17 protein-coding genes are annotated in these 22,311 nt (G+C 45.1%); 11 read left to right on the top strand and 6 right to left on the bottom strand.

The genetic code is table 11. The features are described from left to right. The first annotated feature begins 180 nt into the window (after window positions 1–180). Together ACFVAD_RS22245 and ACFVAD_RS22250 are read left to right on the top strand one after the other, a co-directional pair. The gene (locus ACFVAD_RS22245) at window positions 181–2,922 is read left to right on the top strand and encodes a GTP-binding protein (RefSeq protein WP_386645484.1); all 2,742 of its coding nucleotides are present in this window, start codon (window positions 181–183) and stop codon (window positions 2,920–2,922) included. 119 nt (window positions 2,923–3,041) lie between these two features. Further along, window positions 3,042–4,241, top strand: a complete 1,200-nt coding sequence (locus ACFVAD_RS22250) for a class I SAM-dependent rRNA methyltransferase (protein WP_386645486.1) — start codon at window positions 3,042–3,044, stop codon at window positions 4,239–4,241. 223 nt (window positions 4,242–4,464) lie between these two features. Here ACFVAD_RS22250 and ACFVAD_RS22255 read toward each other — a convergent pair whose 3' ends face one another. Continuing rightward, window positions 4,465–5,868 carry a hypothetical protein gene (locus ACFVAD_RS22255; RefSeq protein ID WP_386645489.1) on the bottom strand — a complete coding sequence of 468 codons (1,404 nt, stop codon included), beginning with the start codon at window positions 5,866–5,868 and terminating at the stop codon, window positions 4,465–4,467. Between the two features lie 166 nt (window positions 5,869–6,034). On the opposite strand from ACFVAD_RS22255, the gene ACFVAD_RS22260 reads away from it, so the two are divergent. Further along, the gene (locus tag ACFVAD_RS22260) at window positions 6,035–7,537 is read left to right on the top strand and encodes an aminotransferase class V-fold PLP-dependent enzyme (protein WP_386645492.1); all 1,503 of its coding nucleotides are present in this window, start codon (window positions 6,035–6,037) and stop codon (window positions 7,535–7,537) included. Window positions 7,538–7,629: 92 nt separating this feature from the next. On the opposite strand, the gene ACFVAD_RS22265 is transcribed toward ACFVAD_RS22260, so the two are convergent. Further along, on the bottom strand, window positions 7,630–7,974 hold the full coding sequence (locus ACFVAD_RS22265) for a YflT domain-containing protein (RefSeq protein ID WP_386645494.1): 345 nt from the start codon (window positions 7,972–7,974) through the stop codon (window positions 7,630–7,632). Between the two features lie 161 nt (window positions 7,975–8,135). Here ACFVAD_RS22265 and ACFVAD_RS22270 point away from each other — a divergent pair, with 161 nt between their 5' ends. Together ACFVAD_RS22270 and ACFVAD_RS22275 are read left to right on the top strand one after the other, a co-directional pair. Beyond that, entirely contained in the window at window positions 8,136–9,032 is an 897-nt protein-coding gene (locus tag ACFVAD_RS22270; protein ID WP_386645497.1) for an NAD(P)/FAD-dependent oxidoreductase, read from the top strand. A 131-nt stretch (window positions 9,033–9,163) separates the two neighbouring features. Continuing rightward, entirely contained in the window at window positions 9,164–9,859 is a 696-nt protein-coding gene (locus ACFVAD_RS22275) for a tryptophan 2,3-dioxygenase family protein (protein WP_386645500.1), read from the top strand. A gap of 66 nt (window positions 9,860–9,925) precedes the next feature. Here ACFVAD_RS22275 and ACFVAD_RS22280 read toward each other — a convergent pair whose 3' ends face one another. Next, entirely contained in the window at window positions 9,926–10,174 is a 249-nt protein-coding gene (locus ACFVAD_RS22280; protein WP_386645503.1) for a hypothetical protein, read from the bottom strand. Window positions 10,175–10,508: 334 nt separating this feature from the next. Next, window positions 10,509–12,059 (bottom strand): ABC-F family ATP-binding cassette domain-containing protein, encoded by a 1,551-nt coding sequence (locus ACFVAD_RS22285; RefSeq protein ID WP_386645506.1) that lies wholly within the window; start codon window positions 12,057–12,059, stop codon window positions 10,509–10,511. 170 nt (window positions 12,060–12,229) lie between these two features. Between ACFVAD_RS22285 and ACFVAD_RS22290 the strand changes: the two genes are divergently transcribed. The 5 genes from ACFVAD_RS22290 (at window position 12,230) to ACFVAD_RS22310 (ending at window position 18,633) form a co-directional block, all read left to right on the top strand. Then, complete coding sequence (locus ACFVAD_RS22290; protein WP_386645509.1) at window positions 12,230–13,252, top strand: S16 family serine protease; 1,023 nt, start codon at window positions 12,230–12,232, stop codon at window positions 13,250–13,252. Window positions 13,253–13,357: 105 nt separating this feature from the next. Then, window positions 13,358–15,547, top strand: coding sequence for a DNA topoisomerase III (locus ACFVAD_RS22295; protein WP_386645512.1), 2,190 nt, complete (start codon window positions 13,358–13,360; stop codon window positions 15,545–15,547). A 118-nt stretch (window positions 15,548–15,665) separates the two neighbouring features. Continuing rightward, on the top strand, window positions 15,666–16,685 hold the full coding sequence (locus tag ACFVAD_RS22300) for an STAS domain-containing protein (RefSeq protein WP_386645515.1): 1,020 nt from the start codon (window positions 15,666–15,668) through the stop codon (window positions 16,683–16,685). 170 nt (window positions 16,686–16,855) lie between these two features. Then, window positions 16,856–17,413 (top strand): DUF3231 family protein, encoded by a 558-nt coding sequence (locus ACFVAD_RS22305; RefSeq protein WP_386645518.1) that lies wholly within the window; start codon window positions 16,856–16,858, stop codon window positions 17,411–17,413. A gap of 122 nt (window positions 17,414–17,535) precedes the next feature. Continuing rightward, window positions 17,536–18,633 carry a PRK06851 family protein gene (locus ACFVAD_RS22310; RefSeq protein ID WP_386645521.1) on the top strand — a complete coding sequence of 366 codons (1,098 nt, stop codon included), beginning with the start codon at window positions 17,536–17,538 and terminating at the stop codon, window positions 18,631–18,633. Between the two features lie 269 nt (window positions 18,634–18,902). Here ACFVAD_RS22310 and ACFVAD_RS22315 read toward each other — a convergent pair whose 3' ends face one another. Together ACFVAD_RS22315 and ACFVAD_RS22320 are read right to left on the bottom strand one after the other, a co-directional pair. Beyond that, complete coding sequence (locus ACFVAD_RS22315) at window positions 18,903–19,700, bottom strand: endonuclease/exonuclease/phosphatase family protein (protein ID WP_386645524.1); 798 nt, start codon at window positions 19,698–19,700, stop codon at window positions 18,903–18,905. Window positions 19,701–19,704: 4 nt separating this feature from the next. Then, complete coding sequence (locus tag ACFVAD_RS22320; protein ID WP_386645527.1) at window positions 19,705–21,345, bottom strand: PTS transporter subunit IIBC; 1,641 nt, start codon at window positions 21,343–21,345, stop codon at window positions 19,705–19,707. Window positions 21,346–21,655: 310 nt separating this feature from the next. On the opposite strand from ACFVAD_RS22320, the gene ACFVAD_RS22325 reads away from it, so the two are divergent. Then, complete coding sequence (locus ACFVAD_RS22325; RefSeq protein WP_386645530.1) at window positions 21,656–22,162, top strand: hypothetical protein; 507 nt, start codon at window positions 21,656–21,658, stop codon at window positions 22,160–22,162. The last annotated feature ends 149 nt before the right edge of the window (window positions 22,163–22,311 follow it).

The raw sequence follows: 22,311 nt of genomic DNA on the forward strand, positions 1-22,311 counted from the left end.
GGCTTTTGGATTTTTTACTGAGATAAACTACGCATTATTTAAAAAGTAAATTATCTAATACACCTGAAAAGAGCACGAAAGTAAGTGAAATTACGTGTTTATGTTGTATTCGTTAAAAGCAGAAATTCCTGCGAAAACAGCCATAAAAATAAGCAGAAATAAAGATTGGTGGAGGGAAAAATGACTACGGAAAGCAAATTCATTAATAAAACGTATTTTGAAACATTTATGCTCGATGTCGAAACGAAGCATCCTGTCCAGGTGCTTGGAGAGGCATTTTTGACAGAACAGACAAAGGAAGTGTATGATCTCTCCTTTATTCGCTTTGCCCAGGGCGAGGTTTATTTTCATAGCAAGGATTATGAAAGTGCTATCTTTAAGTGGGAAAATATTCACAATGAACTGGCGCCATGGGCGAAAAAGAATATTGCGGATGCCTATTACGAGCTAGGAATGCTAGTAGAGGCGGAGGATATTTATACGCAGATCCATACTGATAACGATGTTCTGCGGGTGGAAGTGGCGATGCAGCTTTTCAACCTGTATGTGGAAAGGGAGAAACAGAAGGGTGCCTATAAGCAATTGCGAAAGGCAATCTCCATCGATCCGGACTACCCTGATGTGACATCCACTGCACGCTTGTTCTATGAAGAGCAGGAGGATTGGAACCATGCAATAGAGCTTGCGGTCAATGAATCCATTCGTTTGAGGTCACCGCACTGGTTTGACAGAGTGAACCTCTATGTGCAGCAGGAGCGCCACGCCGAAGGCTTCGCACCTGAATATTTCCATGATGTCCTGATGACACTGCTGGAAGCCGACAAGCACGTATTTGAAGAAGTGACGGCTGGATTGTGGAACAGCTATAAAAACCACACGTTATACCTATCGTGGATAAAAACGATCAATGCCGTGTTCCTGAACCTGGAGAAGAATTCTTCCGTTTCCTGGAATGTGGTGGCGGATCTTCACCAGACAGCCTATCTTGATCTGATCGATGGAAAATATCTGGTCAGAGAATTGGAGGGGATTGTCCCTGATCTTTTGAGCAATTGGCTGAAGATTTCCAATCAGTCCAATTCGTTGTTTGCAGCGGCAGCAGTCATGTCATGGGCGGAAGTGTTTCCGACTGCCATTTCGGCGGATACGCTGCATGATGCCGAAACCCGCATCTTCCGTTATGAGCATGACAGCATTCAGGTAAGCTATACCGTTGAATTGTTCAAAACATTGATAAATTGGGCGAAGAACAACCATCTTGAGGTGGGCCATCAGAAGAAGTGGCTATTTACCCAGCTGACAAACCTGAACCAAAAGCATATTATCGTAACCGGTACAGCTCAGAATGGCAAAACATCGTTCTTGAACTCCTTGATCGGGGAAAAGCTGTTAGGGGATGAGGCGTGCCCGATCTTTATCAGGGCTGATGAAGACAAGGCTGAGTTGAACGAAATAACGGCTCAAGGGACAAGGGTCCTGAACGATTTAGGGGAACATCAGGCAGGAGCGATCATTGACCTGAAATGGCCATCCACCTTCCTGCAAGAGCAGAATTACTCGCTCATCAGCACTTCCGAATTTGATGTGAAAAATGTGGAGAGCAACGAAACCCTTGATTTTGTCCCATTATCGGATGGACTTTTGTACGTGTTGGATGCTCAAACTCCATTTACGGAGGAAGAGCTGCATGTGCTTGTGAAAATTAAAGAACGTGCACCGGAGATTCCCGTGCATTTTGTCATAAATAAAATGGATACAGCCTTCCATGAGGCGGAAGCCGCACAGATTATCGAGGAGACGAAAAACAGGATCAACGAATTTTTCCCGGATGCAAGAGTGTATCCATACTCCTCCTTACGTGGGGCAAATAAGCAGCTTCCAGGTCTGGCTACCTTCATGGACGCCAACTTCAAGCTGCGCAACAAGGCTGTGGAGGAGAGACGCACATCCAAGCTGTTGCAGCTTATCCGCTCCACATTGACTGAGCTCTTGAACAGCCGTATTGCGATGGAGGATAATCTGGTGAGTACGGTTACCTTCAATGAGGATATTTTAGGCAGACTCAAAGGCTTCATCCACCACTTGCAGGATGCGGAGCTTGAGAAAATCCGCACAGTTTCAGAGAATTATCGCGCAGTAACCCAGGATATGAAACGCGAAGTGAAGCTGACCATTCCGAAGCTGCTTAGAGAGTGCTCAAGTTATGTAAAAGAGGATAGCAATTTCAGTAATCTGCATCATGAACTGAATGAACGGATGAATGAAAAGATCCAACTTTACATGCAGGAGGATCTATTGCCTAGATTCCGCCAGGAGCTGCAGCTATGGCTGGATTCCTCGAACAGGGAGCTCCTGGAAAGTCAGGAATACCTGAGAGAAATGAGCCAAACCTTTAATGGTCTTTACAAAGAGGATCGCATGAAATTGGAATGCGACTTTAAAGTGATTGAGGACTGGCGCCGAGACGTCAACCGTATGCTTAGCAGGGCTGACGTGGAAAAGGAAAACATTTTAAACAGACCAAACACGACACAATTCCTGCTGAAGAGTGCAGGGCGCCTGTTTGGGTCCATTCAAAGCAACAACCAGCTGCTTTACAACCAATATAAGAAATACATCGAGAATGAAAGATTTGAAGATGTGACAGAGTCGGTCATCAGAAAATTCTTCCTGGAGTTCGACCTGTTTGAAAAGGCATTAAAAGCCGATGTCAGCATGTTCTACCAGGCACCTTTCACAGAACTGAATAATACTGTGACAGATACCGAGCAGACCATTGAAGATGCCAACCTGAAGCTTGAACAGATGAAAGCAAGCCCCGAGCGTTATTATGACCCTCTTAAGCTATTTGAGGTAAGACTGCTTCAATACGAATTCATGGTAAAAGTCTGCGAGGACAATGCAAATATACCGACACATTAATCTTTTACTAGCCTCTATCCATTGGATAGAGGCTTTATCTTTGTATGAGTAAGTATAAAATACCCCGAAACAGTAAATGAGTTATACTAGAATAAAATAAAAAAAGAATGGATGACAGGATGCGACAGGAAATCACACTAAGAGTAAAAAATAAATTCAGCAAGCAGTATAAAGGCGGTTATCCTCTGATAACAAAAGATGCCGTCATCAACGGCAAAGAGCTGAAGGAAGAGGGGATCCTCGTGAAATTGGTGGACGAGGCCAATCAGTTTCTCGGGAAAGGGTACTACGGAAATCAGAATAAAGGCTACGGATGGATCGTCACAAACAATGAAAACGAGGAATTGGATACCCGTTTTTTTGTGCGGAAACTTCAGCAGGCTCTTGGTAAAAGGGATTCCCTCATGAAGGATGATTCCACTACAGCCTATCGTCTTTTTAATGGGGAAGGTGACGGAATCGGCGGCTTCACCATCGAGTATTTTGATGGCTATCTTGTGATCAACTGGTACAGCAAAGGCATCTACACCTTTAAGGAAGAGGTGCTCGCCGCTATCGGGGAGGTACTCGATGTAAAGGGAATCTATGAAAAGAAAAGATTCAATGCTGAGGGCGGAACCTATGTCGAGGATGATGATTTTGTATCAGGGGAAAAAGCGCCGGTACCTCTTTTGATTAAAGAAAATGACGTGAATTTTGCGGTCTATTTGAACGATGGCGCCATGGTGGGGATTTTCCTTGATCAGCGCGAGGTCAGAAAAACGATTCGGGACAAGTATGCGAAAGGGAAGACGGTCCTGAATACCTTCTCCTACACAGGTGCATTCTCGGTTTATGCGGCACTTGGAGGGGCAGCCAAAACTACAAGTGTAGACCTGGCGAATCGCAGCCTTCCAAAGACGATCGAGCAGTTCAACGTGAATGGAGTAGACGAAAAAACGCAGTCCATCCTGGTGGAGGAAGTATTCCATTTCTTCAAATATGCCAAAAGAAAAGGCCTAAAATACGATATGGTCATCATGGATCCCCCAAGCTTTGCACGATCCAAAAAAGTGACATTCCGTGCAGCGAAGGACTACACCAGCCTGGTCTCAGACGCCATAGCCATCACGGAAAAGGACGGAATCATCGTAGCCTCCACCAATTGCAGCACCTTCGGAATGGACAAATTCAAAGGCTTTATCGACCAGGCCTTCAAGGACAACAAACAGAAATACAGAATCCTAGAAGAATTCTCTCTGCCAAGTGACTTTGCAACGATCAAACAATTCAAAGAAGGAAACTACTTGAAGGTTGTGTTTGTCCAAGTGCTGGGGTAAGTTAACAAACTCCAAAACGACACTAAAATTAGCGAGAGGGTCTGGCCCCGCAACCCTAAAAATTTTGTGTGGATGTTCTTCCATACCGAACGGAACATTTTTATCGTACACTCCTAGCGGGGCCAGACCCTGCACTAGCGAACACGCGGGGCCAGACCCTGCACTAGCGAACATAATGAAAAAACTCGTCAATTTGACGAGTTTTTTCTGTCTAGACCAGCAATCAAGACCCCTTCTGCAGATGATGATACATATACTGATAGGACTTCGATTCTTCTACCATTCCAAGCTCCAGATAGAGTTTGGTCAGCCATTTGATGGAGCGGGTGTCGGTGGGGTCGAGCTCAAGCTCCCAGTTGAAGCATTCTACCGCTTCGTTCAGCTGCTTCATTTGGTAGTACAATTCGCCAAGGGCATACATTTGATCCGGGTCGTCTTTGAGGACGGCCATTTTTTTGATTTTCAGGAGGACCGGGACGGTAGGGTACTGATCGTAGTACGGCTTTAGCCACTGGTTGGTAAACTCCAAGCCTTTTTCCTTCAGAAGGATGGGAATGACCACCTGGAAGAATGACTGCGCCTGTTTTGCTGAAATTTCAGCAGAAAGTGGAAGGCTCAAGTTCTCCAGCATATTTACATACTTGGAAGGGTCGATATGAATCAGGATTTCCAGTAGGTAAGGGAAATTCTCCATGGAGATGGGAGATTTGTCTTTGGTTAAAAGCAGGAGGGCGTCCTCATAGCGTCCTTCCTCCTTTAGTAAGGCAAGGAGATCTATCCAAAGTCTATCGTGTGGAATAGACCGCTCCGAAGCGACATGGGCAAGATAATCCGTTTTCCCTTCAAGGGTAGGGTTCGCGGTGAATAGGGCTGCTAATTGCTTGTAATTGAGATCATCGGTGGGGGAGTCATGAATCAGAGAGTGTGCATACATGCAGAGCAGTTCCATGATGCGCCCCTCCTTTTTCAAAAGCTGATGAAGGGTTGCGAGCCTTGTCTTATCCTCGAGACGTTCATAGCAGTATTGCTCGGCATATAAGGGGTCTTTTACAGCAAGTGTTTCAAGGCTTGACTGGTAGAGTGATTGGTAGGACTGATACTGCAGGTTCTTGGACATTTCAATTGCCCATTTGTGGGAAGGGTACAAGTCAGAAAGCAGGTGCAGCATTTGATAGGTGTGGAAAAGCTGTCCTTCACGTCGCAGCTGGAGGGCAAGCTCCTTGATTGCTTTTATGATTTTTTCCTTTTTTATATAGGAGTCGAAAATGGTCAGTATGTTAGCTGCTTCAAGTGGAGAGTGCTTCTTCTGAATTTTTTCCCATAGCGGATTCAGAGTTGGGAAGGTGTTTATTCGGTTATGTGTGAGCAGATAGGATACGAATGGATGGGTTGGTTGCAGGTAGATGCCTTTTTGCAGGATGGAGCTTAGTCTGGAGCTTCTTTTTATCTTGGTGGTATGTTTACCAGTCAAATAGGCGGTTTTATGGAAAAACAAGTAATAGCAGTCTGTTTGGTTGGTGTCTTGCGCTTCCAGGACTTGAAAGCCTTGGTACATGTATAGGCCGGTGGGCTTGAGGAGTAAGGAGTGCTTATCGTGTTGAATGGTAATGGACGTCATTTTCGTCATTTTATTCCCTCCAATGGTTTGTACCTGTATTGAGAGATAGCTTCTGTTTCAATTGTAACACGAAAGCTGGGAGAAAGAGAAATAACCGATAACCTTTGAAAGGTCCCTTACTGCTCGTACTTACATATAATGGGTGAAAAAAGAGTGAGGATAAGGTGGAGTATCGATGATAACAGCTAGAATCGGTAGCAAATGGAGGGAATATGAGGGAGAGCTGGAAACTTATTTCTCCTCATTCAGAACAGGAATTATCGGAAACGGGCACAAGGTGAAAACACCAATAGGGGAAAAGGAAATCATATATGCAGATTGGACGGCAAGCGGCAGGTTATATGAACCGATAGAAAAAAGGATCGTGGAGAAAATCGGTCCATTCATGGCTAATACCCATACAGAGTCCAATGCTACGAGCTCTTTTATGACGGCAGCCTATAAAAAAGCGCGGACCATCATTAAACAGCATGTCCATGCGAGTGAGGAGGATGTGCTCATCATGGACGGGTTCGGGATGACGAGTGTGATGAATAAATTCCAAAGAATACTGGGGCTGCGCGGACCGGAAACATGGAAGGCTCAGATCAATTTGCGAAAAGAAGATCGACCTGTTGTATTTATCACGCATATGGAGCATCATTCCAACCACACCTCCTGGCAGGAGACGTTGGCGGAGGTGATAGTCGTACCGCCGGATAAGGGTGGAAATGTCAGTCCGCGGAATCTGGAAAAAATGTTGGAACAGTACCGGCATCGAAAATGGAAAATCGGTTCTTTTACCTCCTGCTCGAATGTGACAGGGATCGTAACACCTTACCATGAATTGGCGAAGGTCATGCATCAGTTCGGAGGCGTTTGTGTGGTGGACTTTGCAGCTGCTGCCCCCTATATTTACATGGATATGCACCCTTTGGACCCCTTGGAGAAGCTGGATGCCATCCTGTTCTCTCCTCATAAATTCTTAGGCGGGCCGGGCACGAGCGGGGTACTGCTTTTTGATAAAAAGCTTTATCACAACAAGGTGCCGGACCATCCGGGTGGAGGGACGGTCACTTGGACGGATCCTTGGGGCGGGCATGCGTATTATGATGATATTGAAACGCGGGAGGACGGCGGTACACCGGGTATCCTGCAGGCAATCCGCACGGCGCTTTGCATCCGGCTCAAGGAGAAGATGGGTGTCGAGCGAATAGTTGCACGGGAACATGAAATGGTAAAGCTCCTGCTTGGTGAACTGTCTGACTTACCGGAAGTGCACGTTCTTGAAGCCGAAAAAAAGAACCGGATCGGCATCGTTTCTTTTTATATAAGCGATATTCACTACAATCTCGTGGTAAAACTGTTGAATGATCGCTTCGGCTTCCAGGTAAGAGGGGGCTGTTCCTGCGCAGGAACCTATGGGCATTATTTATTTGACATCGATGAAGCGGCGTCCAAAGCCATCACCGATAAAATCTCTGAAGGGGACCACACAGGCAAACCGGGGTGGATCAGGTTTTCGATGCATCCCACCATGAACAATGCAGAGATATACGATTTTGTAGACGCCCTCAGGCTCATCATTCGCCATCAGGAGGAATGGAAGCGGGAGTACAGATATTGTGCAAGCAGTAATGACTATTTTTATTTAAAAAGGGAATTGCGAGACGTGGAAAAATTGTATGAAATTATGTAACAACAAAAGAGGACGGCCATAGGACCATCCTCTTTCTATATATAAGGGGGGAGTTTACTATTTTCTTATTACTAAGGAGATTCTAGGATTACTTAAAAAGTACGGCTTGCAGTCGCGTCTTTCACAACCAGAATGACTTTTCCATGATCCAGCTTTTCTTCAAGCTGCTCCGCTTCACCGGAAGTGAATCCAAGTTCCTCGAATTGAGCACGAAGCTCATCGCCTTTGCTGCGGAAAACATTCTTCACATAAGTATCTAATCCAACATCGAGAGCGCCAACTGTGTTAGCATCCGCGTTGTCAGCTACTCGCTTTGTGCGGTCATCATCATGTGTGATAACAAAGATGTCATTTTCATGAACACCTTGCGCTTTTAGCTCCTGTACGGCTCCTACTACTTGTTCATCATTTTGAAATTCTTTATAGGTTGGTTTCATGTTCTATCGCCTCCTTGGTTATGTAATAAAAATACCCGCTTCACAAAAAGTGAAACATGCTTTATTAAATTTTTTTCTGAAATGCTGCGACGTGCAGGATTGATAATTCATTCCGAACTGACAAACAATACTAGTGAATAAAGTCGGAGGAGGTATAGTTGATGCTCTACGATTGCATGATTATCGGTGGAGGTATTGCGGGGCTGCAGGCTGCCATTCAATTGGGCAGGTATCAGTACAAGGTGATCTTGATTGATTCGGATAATGGAAGATCGAATCTATGCCGTTGCTACCATAACCTCCTTGGCTGGCCGGATGGAGTGGACGGAGAAACACTGAGGGGACTTGGAAGGCAGCAGGCGGAGGGATATGGCGTCCTTTTTATAAAAGATCGTGTGACAGGGGTGGCAGAAGTGGATGGGAGCTTTCGGGCAACTACAGAGCAGTCACGCTCCTTTTCAGCCAGGCGCCTCCTGTTCGCAACAGGAGTAAGAGACCATATCCCCATTCTGCCAGGGCTCATCCCATGTTTGGGTATCAGCATCTTTGTATGTCCGGATTGTGATGGATATGAAGTCAGGGATAAACCGGCGGTGGTCATAGGATCAGGAGATGCTGGAGCAAATATGGCACTGGCTTTAACGCACTGGTCGCAGGATATTACCTATATAAACCACGGAAAGTCTCCTATCCAACAGAAGCTTCTTGAACAATTACAAAATAGAATGATTGCTGTCATCGATGAAAAGATTGTCTCCGTTGTTTGTAACGGAGCGCAGTTGGAGAGCATCACAGGTGAAGATGGTCTGAACATTAAGGCCTCACATGGTTTTCTCGCACTTGGAGGTAATGTCGTCAACACGGATCTTGCAGCACAATTGGGAGTGGCGCTTGAAAAAAATCGGCATATCCAGGTTGATCCTAGAACGAAAATGACGAACGTAAAGCATGTGTGGGCGGCAGGTGACATTGTCGCACATTCCGAACAGGTGGCAATTGCCATGGGGGACGGGGTACAAGCGGCGATATGGATGCATAAAAGCCTGCAGGGAGAATAGAATCTTAGTTGACAGTGGTTTGGGCCAATGCGTAACATAGGATGTAAGGGTTTACATAAAAGTCTGAAAAAGTGGAACGTAGTCGTTAGCCGTTAGTCTTTCCATTTCATTCGGGAGCAGGAGGAGAAAAAATGGAAGAGAAAAAGATATCCGATTATGAGAAATATATTCGTACAGAAGAGCTGCTAAGCCTGCAAAAGGGGGATCAGGAGCTCTGCTGCGAGGATGAACTGACGTTTCAGATGATCCATCAGATCGCCGAGCTTCATTTCAAGCTGATTATCCAATATATTAACCTCGCTGACGCCAATATGAAAGCAAAAGAAACGGTTCACGCTGCCCAGCAGCTGCAGCGGGTCAATATGCACCTGAAGCATCTCCCGCCCGTATTTGATATGGTAAAAGTGATCAGTCCAAGAGATTACCATACAATCCGCCTCGCACTTGGCAGAGGGAGCGGCCAGGATTCACCGGGATTCAATCACATTTTGAAGCTGGGACCGACACTTTGGCAGCCGTTTGAAGATCTATTGAATGAGAAAGGCCTGACTCCGCTTGAACTGCACAAGAATGCAGGCGCTAACCTGGAGCTGTTTATTTTGATGCAGGAGCTGACTGCATTTGATGAGAATTTCCAGACGTTCCGCCAGCACCATATCCAGCTTGTCCGCAGGATGATCGGCCTGAATACGAAGAGCCTGAAGGGGATTCCCGCTCAGGCTCTGGAGCGTGGAGCGAAATTCGAGTTCTATCCAAAGCTCTGGGAAGCAATCTGCGAACTTACAGACTGGACGGGATCGAGCTATAATCCAAAGCCATTAAAATAGGCAAGGAAAAAACGAAGGTGGCTGCCTTCGTTTTTTTGTTACCTTTCTCGGACTGTAAGGTGTTTTTCACTTTTTGTTTTTGCCAAGTTTTTCGTTACCACGTTTAAAGTTTCCAGTGATTTTAGCTAACAATAACTGTACCTCTGTCATATTATCTTCAACTTCTTGAATTTTTGCTATAAGACGTTCGGCTTCTTTATCCTTTACAATTTTTATTTGTTTACCTTCGTAATGGATGAATACTATTCCTTTTTTTGTTATTTGATAAGTGAATGGTTCTTCGGATAATCGGTTTCTTTTATCTATCTCGCTCATTGCATCGGCTCCCAAAAAATTAAGTAATACATACATTTTATTTTATATAATTGATTGTTTCACTAATTTTTTAAAATATTTAGAATCATACGAAGCCGTTGTAGATGAATGATGAGCATTAGTGGTGAGGGACGGTAGTGATCCTCACTAAATTTTGACTGGAGAATGCATTATCTAAGGAAACCTAAATAGATTCGTGTCCAAACATATAGGCGGGAACCGGATATCAATAAAACGCATTTTACGACATAATTCGACAAGAAAAAAGTTCGCAATAAAAAAGCTATCCGAAAGTCATCTCTAGCATGACTTTTCGGACAGCCTGTATCAATAATTATTTCTGTTCCGCCCATTCCTCGACGTTCCATACCTTGGTTACCCAATCCTCATAGAAGCTAGGTTCGTGGCAGACAAGAAGGATGGTGCCTTTGTATGCTTTGATGGCACGTTTGAGCTCTTCTTTTGCTACTACATCCAAGTGGTTGGTCGGCTCGTCAAACAGGAGCCAGTTGCTCTCATGCATCATCAGCTTGCAAAGGCGGACCTTCGCCTGCTCGCCACCGCTCAATTGGCTTAGTGGGCGGGAGATGTGTTCGTTCTTCAGACCGCAGCGCGCCAGCACGGCACGGACCTGGTGCTGATCTAATGCAGGGAACTCATTCCATACATCATCGATCGGTGTAAGGTCTTTCGCTTTTACCTCTTGCTCGAAATAGGAAGGGAATAGGAAATCCCCACGAACAACGGACCCGCCAAGCGGATCTATTTTACCCAATATCGTTTTTAAGAGAGTGGATTTACCGACCCCGTTGCATCCGACAATGGCAATCTTATCGCCGCGTTCAATTTCCATCGTAAGCTTCGGCAATAGTGGATCAGAGTATCCGATTTCGAGATCCTTTGCTTCCACCACATAACGGCTGCTGGCACGGGATTCCTTGAATTCGAAGGTCGGCTTCGCGGAAGTTTCCGGACGATCGATACGCTCCATGCGGTCCAGCTGCTTCTGACGGCTTTTCGCACGGCCTGTCGTGGAGTAGCGCGCTTTATTTTTCGCAATGAAGTCCTCTTGCTTCTTGATGAATTCCTTCTGCTTTTCGTACGCGTTGATATGCTGGTTTTTATTCAATTCCGCGAGCTCCAGGAATTTCTCGTAGGAAGCCGTGTAGCGGGTCAATTTTGAAAACTCCAGATGGAAGATGACATCGACGACGCCATTCATAAACTCCGTATCATGGGAGATTAATAGGAATGCGTGAGGATATTCCTTCAGATAAGAGCTTAACCAGCGGATATGCTCGACATCCAGATAGTTAGTCGGCTCATCCAGCAGCAATACTTGAGGCTGCTCCAATAACAGCTTCGCCAAAAGAACCTTTGTACGCTGTCCGCCGCTAAGGGCAGCAACGTCACGGTCAAGTCCGATTGCATCCAAGCCAAGTCCTCGGGCTGCTTCCTCCACCTTGATATCGAGATTATAAAAGCCGCCGGCATCCAGATGGTCCTGAATTTCCCCCATCTGTTCCAAAAGCTCTTCCAATTCCTCAGGAGTTGCTGTGCCCATTTTGTCCGTAATTTCGTTTAATTCTTTTTCTTTTTCATAAAGTGGAAGGAACGCATCACGCAGTACGTCGCGGATCGTCTTTCCTGGTGTCAGGACCGTATGCTGATCCAAATAGCCATAATGAACACTTGGTGTCCATTCCACACGGCCTGTATCGTACACTATTTCCCCAGTTATAATATTCATTAACGTGGATTTACCAACCCCGTTCGCGCCAACCAATCCTACATGCTCACCTGCAAGAAGGCGCAGGGATACATCCTTGAATAACATGCGGTCGCCAAAACTGTGGCTCAATCCATCTATGCTTAATAAACTCATGCTCGTATCCATCCTATCTCTAAAAATATCTACTTTTCATCATACTAAATTCTGCAAGGAAAGGAAAAGAGAAGTTTCTTCCTATTATCGTTATTTTTTTGAACTATTCCCTCTCCACTTCATATAAAATAGAAAATAGAGAAAATTGGAAGAGAAGGGGTCCTTGCTAGATGAGAGAAAAAAGAATTGCATTGGGAATCGTTTTAGCCTCATTACTTTTCGTGGGATCGGCATTTATCCCTACAGGATACGATGTATTATTTGCCGATGAACCGATTATGCTGGATGAACTTGTCGAGTATGAGGACGGCTATGAGCTGGATGGAGAAATAGGGATGACCTATGTATCCTCGCTTGAAAACGTGGTATGGCCCTTTCTTCTTCTTGGGTTGCTGTTCGAAGAGGGAGTAGATATTGAACCTGCTGCCACAGAGGAGCTGGATATCGACGTGGAGGATCTTCATTATCAATATGAAATGATGATGGTCCAGTCCAAAATCAAGGCGGAATACAAAGCAAGAGAATATATGGAAGAAATACCGGAACTCAATTTGATTGGATTCTATCCGGCCTATCTCGAGCCTGATTGGAAATATAAGAATGAGATTGAGGTAACAGATATTCTATTAGGAGTCGATGGGATGGAGCTCGAATCCTATGAACAGCTCGATCAACTGATCCTGGCGAAGGAACCGGATGAAAAGACAGTATTGACGGTTATGAGGGATGGAGAACGGAAAGACATCGAGGTTCGCACCTATCCGGAACGCGACTATTACAACAATACTTTCCTGGGTATGTATGTGGAAGAGGTCTTTGAGCTGGTGGAGGATGAACGAATCGCGTTCAACATTGAAGAGATCGGTGGACCGAGTGCAGGCTTGATGCTGACTTTGACCCTGATTGAAAAGATGACAGAAGAGTCGCTGCTCAAAGGCAACAAGGTAGCGGGAACTGGGACAATCGAGATGGACGGATTCGTAGGTCCGATCGGAGGAGTCAAACAGAAGGTCATCGGAGCAGATCTCGCCGGCTATGAATATTTCCTTGTACCAGAAGACAATGATTATGGCAACAATGAAGAGATTGCAAAACAGACGGTAAAAGAAGAAGGCCTGGCCATCAAGCTGATTCCGATCGGCAGCTTGGAAGAGGCGGTCGCGGAACTGAAAAAGCTTCCAGAAAAGAAATAGAAGCTAGTAGGAGAGGGCCATCTGGTCTTCTCTTCTTTTTTTGACTAGCTCCAAACATTATGCCAAGATGATGGAAGGAAAAAGAAACGAAGGGATTTGTATTATATGTCAAAAACAGTAGTACTTGCAGAAAAGCCATCTGTAGCAAGAGATATAGCACGCGTATTGAAATGCGGAAAAAAAGGGAACGGGTACCTGGAGGGAGACCATTACATCGTTACTTGGGCACTCGGCCATCTGGTAACACTGGCGGACCCTGAAGCCTATGATGCCAAATTCAAAGCATGGAAGCTCGAGGACCTTCCGATGCTGCCGAACGAAACGAAGCTGGTTGTCATCAAACAGACAGGCAAGCAATACAATGCGGTCAAAGCGCAGTTGACAAGAAAAGATGTAAAAGAGATCGTCATTGCAACAGATGCAGGGCGTGAAGGGGAGCTTGTTGCCCGCTGGATCCTGGAAAAGGCCCGCATCCAAAAGCCGATCAAGCGTCTCTGGATCTCCTCTGTAACCGATAAGGCCATCAAGGAGGGCTTTTCACGCCTTCGTAATGGGAAGGAATACGAAAACCTCTATTACTCGGCAGTGGCGCGTGCTGAGGCGGATTGGGTGGTCGGAATGAATGCCACCCGCGCCCTTACTACCAAATACAATGCGCAGCTGTCATGCGGTAGAGTACAGACCCCGACACTAGCGATGATTGCAAAAAGGGAAGAGGAAATACAGAGCTTTGTGCCAAAGGAATACTACGGCATGAAGGCACTTACAGAGAAAGGCTTCCAGCTCGTATGGCAGGATGCGAAAACAAAGGAACGACGCAATTTTAACAAAAGTGAAATCGAACGACTTTATGGACAGGTGAAAAATAAGCAAGGCACCATAACAGAGATATCAAAAGCGGAAAAGAAAAGCTATGCCCCGGCACTCTATGACCTGACCGAATTGCAGCGTGATGCAAACAGGATCTTCGGCTACTCTGCCAAAGAAACCTTGTCCATCCTGCAGCGCCTGTATGAGCAATATAAAATTGTCACCTATCCTAGAACGGATTCCCGTTTCATTTCTACAGACATGGTCGACACATTAAAGGAGAGGGTAGAAGCTGTTCGTGCCCATTCCTATAAATCGGTTGCTTCAAAAATTTTATCCAAGCCAATCAAAGGCAGCAAATCGTTTGTTAACAATGAGAAAGTAACGGATCACCACGCCATCATCCCGACGGAGGAAACGGTGCTCCTAAGCAAGCTTTCTGATAAGGAATACAAAATCTATGACCTGATTGTGAAACGCTTCCTTGCAGTATTGATGCCGCCATTCATCTATGAGCAGACGACCGTAACAGCCACACTTGGTTCGGAGCAGTTTGTGGCAAAAGGGAAAACTGTCATCTCCCAAGGGTGGAAAGAAGTGTTCGGATCCCTTGAGGAGCAGGAAGATGGCAGCGATGGCTATACCGACCAGCTGTTGCCAAGCTTGAATAAAGGGGACTCCCTGTCCATCAGGAAAGTGGAAATCACCACAGGCAAAACAAAGCCGCCGGAGCCTTTTAACGAAGGGACCCTGCTTTCGGCCATGGAAAATCCGGTGAAATATATGGAGCAGTCCGACCGCGAGCTGATCAGAACGATCGGGGAAACAGGTGGCATCGGAACGGTAGCAACCAGAGCGGATATCATCGAGAAGCTTTTCAATAGCTTCCTCATGGAAAAGAGGGGGAAGGGTCTCCATATTACCTCCAAAGGAAGACAGTTGCTGAATCTGGTGCCGGAGGACCTGAAATCACCAGCCTTGACTGCAGAATGGGAGCAGAAGCTTGGCCTGATTGCCAAAGGGAAGCTGAAAAAAGCGGATTTCATCAACGAAATGAAGGCCTATGCGAAGGAAATCGTCTATGAAGTGAAAAACAGCGCGGAGAAATTCAGGCATGACAACATCACAGGCAAACGTTGCCCGGATTGCGACAAGCCGATGCTTGAGGTGAACGGCAAAAAAGGCAAAATGCTCGTCTGTCAGGACCGTGAATGCGGCCATCGCAAGAATGTCTCGAAAGTGACGAATGCAAGATGTCCGAAATGCCGGAAGAAGCTGGAGTTGAGAGGCGAAGGGGAAGGCCAGATGTTTGCCTGCGTCTGCGGCCATCGTGAAAAATTGAGCACCTTCCAGGAGCGCCGCAAGAAAAACGACTCTCAAAAGGCGTCCAAGCGTGATGTGAATCAATATTTGAAGAAACAGAACCAGGACGAGCCGGTCAATACAGCGCTTGCTGATGCCCTGGCTAAATTGAAATTAAAATAAAATAGGAGAGGAGTGGCTGCTGATAGAGGCGCTACTCCTTTTTTGGTAATAACATATCATTTAATGTTCCGAAAAAGATAGTTTATAATAGATTCATAAACTACAAAGGAATGGTTTAATGAGCGATCAACATAAATTGAACATAAAGGGGCTTCAGTTTGAATGGGATCTGGATAAGGGGGTATTCCTCTTTGAAGGGGAAGACTCTGTCCTTTTTTGGATATCCTCGGCAATGAAAACATTTTTCGATACCATTGAAGAGGTATCGGGAGCAGAATCCACCTGTCTTGTAATGGAATCAACAGGCTATCGCCAAGGAGCGGTTGTTGGAAAATATTTCGAAAACATGACAGATATCAGCATCGAGAAAATTGCAGGCTTAATAACAAATACGTATGCCTCCGCTGGTTGGGGAAAAGCCTATATTCACAATCTGGATGTGGAGATCTACAGTCTTACCGTTCATTTAAAGGATGATTGGGAATACAAAATAAACAAAGCCCAAGGAAAAAAGAAAGGCGGCATCTTCCTGGCTGCACACTACGCCGGTATCTTTACAGGCCTTTTCAAAACGGAAATTTGGTACAAGGTCATCCAGTCCCAAATTGAAGGGCATGAATACTCCATCATTGAGTATTTCCCTCAGGAAGTAAATGTGGCAGAAAACATCCATGGCCTTGCACGCAGGAAAGAAGCGGAGCAGATCGCGAAGCTCGAAGGCTTGGTCCGGGAGAAAACAAAAGAACTAAAGGAGCTTATCCAAACCATTTCCTCACCGATCATACCGGTCCTCGAAGGAATTGTGGTCGTCCCACTTCTAGGAAAGTATGATGAAGAACGGGCAGATGAGCTGATAATAAAGACCCTGTACGATCTGCCGAAACATAAGGCGAGCTACCTGGTCCTTGATCTGACAGGCATTGATCAGAATTTGACCTCCTACACGGCAAGCATGATCGAAAAGCTGGGGTCAGCAGCGGAACTGCTTGGAATCAAGACCATCCTGGTTGGAATATCCCCACAACTGAGCATGGAAATTACAAAGTCTGATATAGACCTGAATCATTTTGATTTCTTCCAGTCACTGCAGCATGGCATCCATTTTGCCCTTGCGCAGAACGGACGGCGGATTATATAAATATTGACATAAGTATTAAGCTTAGAACAAGCACAGCGCCATCTTTCTTCAGATGTTGCTGTGCTTTTCACATTTTTTAAACCTCCATATCCCTCGCAATCGACAATGCAAAAGTTAAATTTACATTTTTTCGAAAATGTTTGTGGATACTAAGGGGAGGAGGTGAAAAAATGCCTAATCCATTTGAAGCAGTATGGAATACCTTGAAGATTGCAGTAGATAATGTCAATGAACCGCACACACCCCTACACGTCATAGAAGTCGGAGATTGTTGGAAATATATCACGATGATGGAAGAATTCATACGTTATGAGGAAATTGGATTGAATACAACCACCGACGATGAGGTCAAGGAGATGTTGGTGGATGTTATTGCTTTATGTAAAGATCAGGTACAAAAACTGAGTAAATTTATGATAAAGGAAGGAATACCATTACCGGATGTCACTTCCGCTAAGCCTCAATCCAATTCTATGGAAATTCCTTTAGGTGTCAAATTGACCGATGATGAAATTACCAACGGGATTGCCTTTAAGCTAGTTTTATGTATGCAAGCCTCAGCAGTAGGTCAGGCTAACTCCATACGTAATGATGTGGGTATGATGTGGCTTGGATTTTTCTCCGATTGGGTGACATTTGGAACCACGTTAAAAACTTTAATGCGTAAACGTGGTTGGATCAAAGTTCCGCCTTATTATTATCCACCGGGTTCTCCGAAACACAACTAATGAACCTCAATTATTATAATATTGAGTCACATGTATTAGGCAATCACCTATTTCTTATCCCCTGCATATGGTAAAAAGGATAGATTTATGTCAATTATCCTACCAATGAAGGGGTGTTATTTTTGGCAGGGAAAGTGTTGAATTATTACGCTGGCGGCAATACGGCACGTGGATTTTACAGTTTATATGAATCAAACATAGAGGGTCTGGACCGGATTTTCATCCTGAAGGGCGGTCCCGGTACAGGGAAATCCTCGCTTATCAAAAAAATCGGCAATGCATGGAACGAAAAAGGCTATGATATCGAATTGCTGCATTGCTCATCAGATACAAAATCGGTCGATGGCCTCATCATCAGGGAGCTCGGTATTGGCATTGTAGATGGAACGGCACCGCATGTCATCGAACCGAAAGCACCAGGTGCCATTGAGGAATATGTCAATTTAGGGGAAGCCTGGAATTCCAGTTTCCTAAAAGAGTATAGGACCCAAATTGTGGAGCTGGCCCAGAAAAAGAAGCAGGCCTATCTGGCAGCCTATCAAACGTTTGCCAGAGCCTTGAAGGTCCATGATGACTGGGAGCGCTATTATATCCATAATATGAATTTTGAAGCGGCGAATGAGCTTACCCTCTCCCTGATAGATTCCCTATTTGAAGGGAAGAGCCTGGATAAAAAAGCTGATGTCCGCCACCGGTTCCTCGGTGCAGCCACACCAGAAGGCGCAAGGGACTGTGTGCCAAACCTGACTGAGGGTCTGACGAACAGGTACTTCATTAAAGGACGTCCCGGTTCTGGAAAGTCGACCATGCTGAAAAAGCTGGCCAAAGCAGCAGAAGAGAGAGGCTTTGACGTGGAAGTATATCATTGCGGCTTTGATCCCTACAGTTTGGATATGATCATCTGCCGCGAGCTTGGATTCGCCATTTTTGACAGCACGGCACCACACGAATATTTTCCTGAGCGGGAAGGCGATTCGATCATCGATATGTACGAAATAACCATCAGAAGCGGGACTGACGAGCGCTACGAGAAAGAAATCCAGGTCGTCAAGGCCCGTTACACGGAATCTATGCAGGCGGCAATCGGCAAGCTGGGCGAAGCCAAGACCTGGCATGAGAAACTGGAAGCAATCTACGTCAAGACAATGGACTATAGCGTAGTGGATGAGTGGACGAAGAAGATTCAGGCGGAAATAGAAGCGATTGCGGAAGCGAAATAGGTAGTTTGGCAGGATACGACTGGCGAAAAGAGCGCTGGTCGTGTTTTTTTAAGTTGGCGGTGCGTATACTAGTGTCTATCGAACATTTTTTGAGTGCTATCGAACTTTTTTCTCGTTCTATTGAACTTTTTTGGCATTCTATCGAATCTTTTTACGGTTCTATCGAACATTTTTTGCATTCTATTGAACTTTTTTAAAAAAACAGGATACCCTGAACAGCTTACAAAAAGAAGCCATCCGTCGTATAACGGATGGCTCCTTTAAAAACTTTATAAACGAACGTGTACCTCCACACCAAAGTGATCGGACACGACATCTTTATTTTCCCCGTTAAACACCACGAGGGACGAGTCAACGTCAACTTGCTCACTTGCCAGGATAAGGTCGATCCGGAGATCCTGCTTGTTCTCATCCCAGCCGGCAATTTTGCCGCGCACTGTGATGCCGGAATCCTTCTCCGAAGCAAGCAGGTAGGTGTCATACAACCCATGCTCTACTGTAAGTAGCTCATAGCCTTCTCCTTTGATATGGGCACTGTTATTGAAGTCTCCCATCAAGAAGTACGGCGTTGTGCCAGCTTTTACCGCATCAAGTAGCCTCTCGATCTGATAGTGGGCAGGCTCCTCTTCATCCGTCCACCAGCCTAGGTGACAGGTATAGAAGGAAAGCTCACTTTCACCATTTTCCACCGTCACGCCAACAATCTTCCGGGTTTTCCAATAGTCCGTATCCTCACCCTTGGAAACAAAGAAGGAATGCGACGCTATAATTGGAAGCCTGGTCAGGATTGCCAGCCCTTCTTCATACGTGTCATATCCCATATGGGCGAAATCCCAGACAAGTTGATAGTCCGGGACTCCAAGCTTCGCAAGCTCCTGCTGCAGCACAAGGCCGAAGTTGTTTTCTTTTATATTATCGCGAATGAGGGGCGCATCGATGCTCTGACTAACCTCCTGAAGAGCAATGACATCGTATGCTTTTTCCTTGATGGTTTGGGCGAGATGCTGAATTTTCTCCATTTGATTCTCTTCCTGCCAGGAGTGACAGTTTAAGGTTAGTAGGTTCATCCTATTACGCTCCTAACAAATCTTGAATATCCGATTTGATGACATCGGCTTTTGGTCCGTAGATGGCCTGGACGCCTTTGTCTTTAACAATTAGGCCAAGTGCACCATTTTCTTTCCATTTCGCTTCGCCAGCTACAAGTTCACGGTCTTTCACTGTTACACGGAGGCGGGTCATACATGCATCCACATCGTCAATATTGCTTGCTCCGCCTAATAATTCGATGATCGCAGGTGCCAAAGAGTCATTCGAGACAGTTGCAGCTGAACCGCCAGCGCCTTCCTCCTGCTCGATATAGTTCCCGTTGCGGCCAGGTGTTGGGAAATTGAATTTCTTGATCAGGAAGTTCGCTACTGCAAAGTTCAATCCGAAGAATACAAGACAAGCAATCACAAAGTTAACAAGGTCGAGCCAAAGGCCAGCTTTTACAATCATAGGAGTACGAGTCAAAAGCTCGATCACACCAAAGGCATGGACACGGATGTCGATCACATCCACAATCGCGAAGGCAAGTCCCGTCATGATCGCATACACCACATAAAGCAATGGAGCGGCAAACATGAACATAAATTCAATCGGCTCTGTAACACCAGTCAGAAATACTGCAAGACCTGCAGAGAAGAACATGGACTTGTACTTTTTGCGCTTGTCCTTGTCCACATTGCGGTACATCGCATACGCAATACCGATTAATGCTGCGCAGGAAAGAATCATTTGCCCCACTTTGAAACGCGCAGGAACGACTTCTTTTAATAGTGCTTCATAGGACTCTTTATCCCCGGCAGATAGATAGTTATTCAAATCCGCAATCCAAGCAAGCCATAGTGGATCTTGTCCATATACGACCTGGCCGGCACTGCCGCCGGTCGCAATCGTATATGCTCCACCAAGCGCGGTATAGTTCATTGGTACCGTTAACATATGGTGCAATCCAAATGGCAATAAAAGACGCTCTAATGCACCGAAAATGAATGGTGCAATAATTGGAGCCGTGTCACGGGAAGTAGCGATCCAACGGCCAAAGTCATTCAGCAAGCCTTGAATGAACGGCCATACAAGAGATAATACGATTGCCGCAACGACAGATCCGACAATAACGATGAATGGTACGAAACGTTTTCCGTTAAAGAAGGATAATGAATCAGGTAATTTACTATAGTTATAAAATTTATTGAATAGGTTTGCGCCGAGGAAACCGGCAATGATCCCGACGAATACTCCCATGTTCAAAGCAGGTGCACCAAGAACAGAAGTGAAATAATCTCCTACAATCAATTCCTGACCGAATAGTGACGTGAAAGTCGCTTCCGGATCGGCAAGCATATCATTATTTACCCCAAAAATTGCTCCGGTAATACGGTTGATCAATACGAATGCAATCAATGCAGCGAACGCACCGCCAGCACGTTCCTTCGCCCAGGATCCACCGATCGCTACAGCGAATAGGATATGCAGATTGGTAATGATGGCCCAACCGATATCCTCCATCACTCTTGCAATCGTTTGCACAATTACGATGTCTCCACCCGTCATGCCAACCAACTTGCCAAGGGAAATCATAATACCAGCAGCTGGCATAACTGCGACTACGACTAGTAACGCTTTCCCGAATTTTTGCCAAAAGTCGAAAGACAAAAAGTTCTTCATATTAACAGCCTTCTTTCTTCATTAGTAGTATATAAAACTTGAAAACGAATTCATTTTTGTGTAATTTTAATGCAACTTTAGTGCAACCGTTTGCATTTTTCTATTGTAAGAGATGTCCCATCACAATGCAAGTAAAAAATATAACATTCATCTAAATTTAATAAAGTATATTTACTTGTAAAAAGTGTTATTTTAAGAAAATTATATATTGGCGAAATAGTCTTTCTTTCGCAAATTCCCTATACATCCATTTAGAAAAGAAGTAAACTATGTACCGTACTAAGTTTGACAATAAAGGAGAACCTATACAATGAAAAAATGGATGAGCATACTATTGACAGCTTTACTTAGCATCGCTGTTTTGGCAGGATGCAACACTGAAAATAAAACTGAATCAAAAGAAACGGAAGCAAGTGCAGCTTCTGATAACGATAACGATAGCAAGCAGATTACAGCATTAGTCGGACTTCAAATGGAAATGATCCATACCATCCGAAAAAATTTGGAGGCTGTGACAGCATATGAACAATCCCAGGATGCAGCGTTGCAGGAACAAGCGGTATCCTCAAGCAAACTTATTGCAAATGAGCTTCGCGGACTGGAGATCCCTTCCGACTTAAGCAAAGAGCTTCAGGGAGATATGAAGGAATCCGTTGAATTGCTTGCACTTTATTTCGAGGAGCGAGCGGCTACATTAAAGCCTGATGCAGACCTCACAGAAATGGAAGCGGCATTTGCAGCATTCCACGAGAAGATCGGAGCAACATTCGAAAAGGCTGGATTGCATGCGCCTAATTTCGAGAAGGATGTAAACTAATTACTTTATATGGAGCCACCTGTCGCAAAAATTGCGGCAGGTGGCTTTTTTTTGTTGTTTAGGAAATTATAAACCCCTTTAAATTGTGGATAACTGTTCTTATAATGTTCTTATATAACTCTCAGGGTGAAAAGTATGAAAAAGAAAAA

It is taken from the genome of Sutcliffiella sp. NPDC057660 (assembly GCF_042800035.1).
In the GTDB taxonomy this organism is placed as follows: domain Bacteria; phylum Bacillota; class Bacilli; order Bacillales; family Bacillaceae_I; genus Sutcliffiella_A.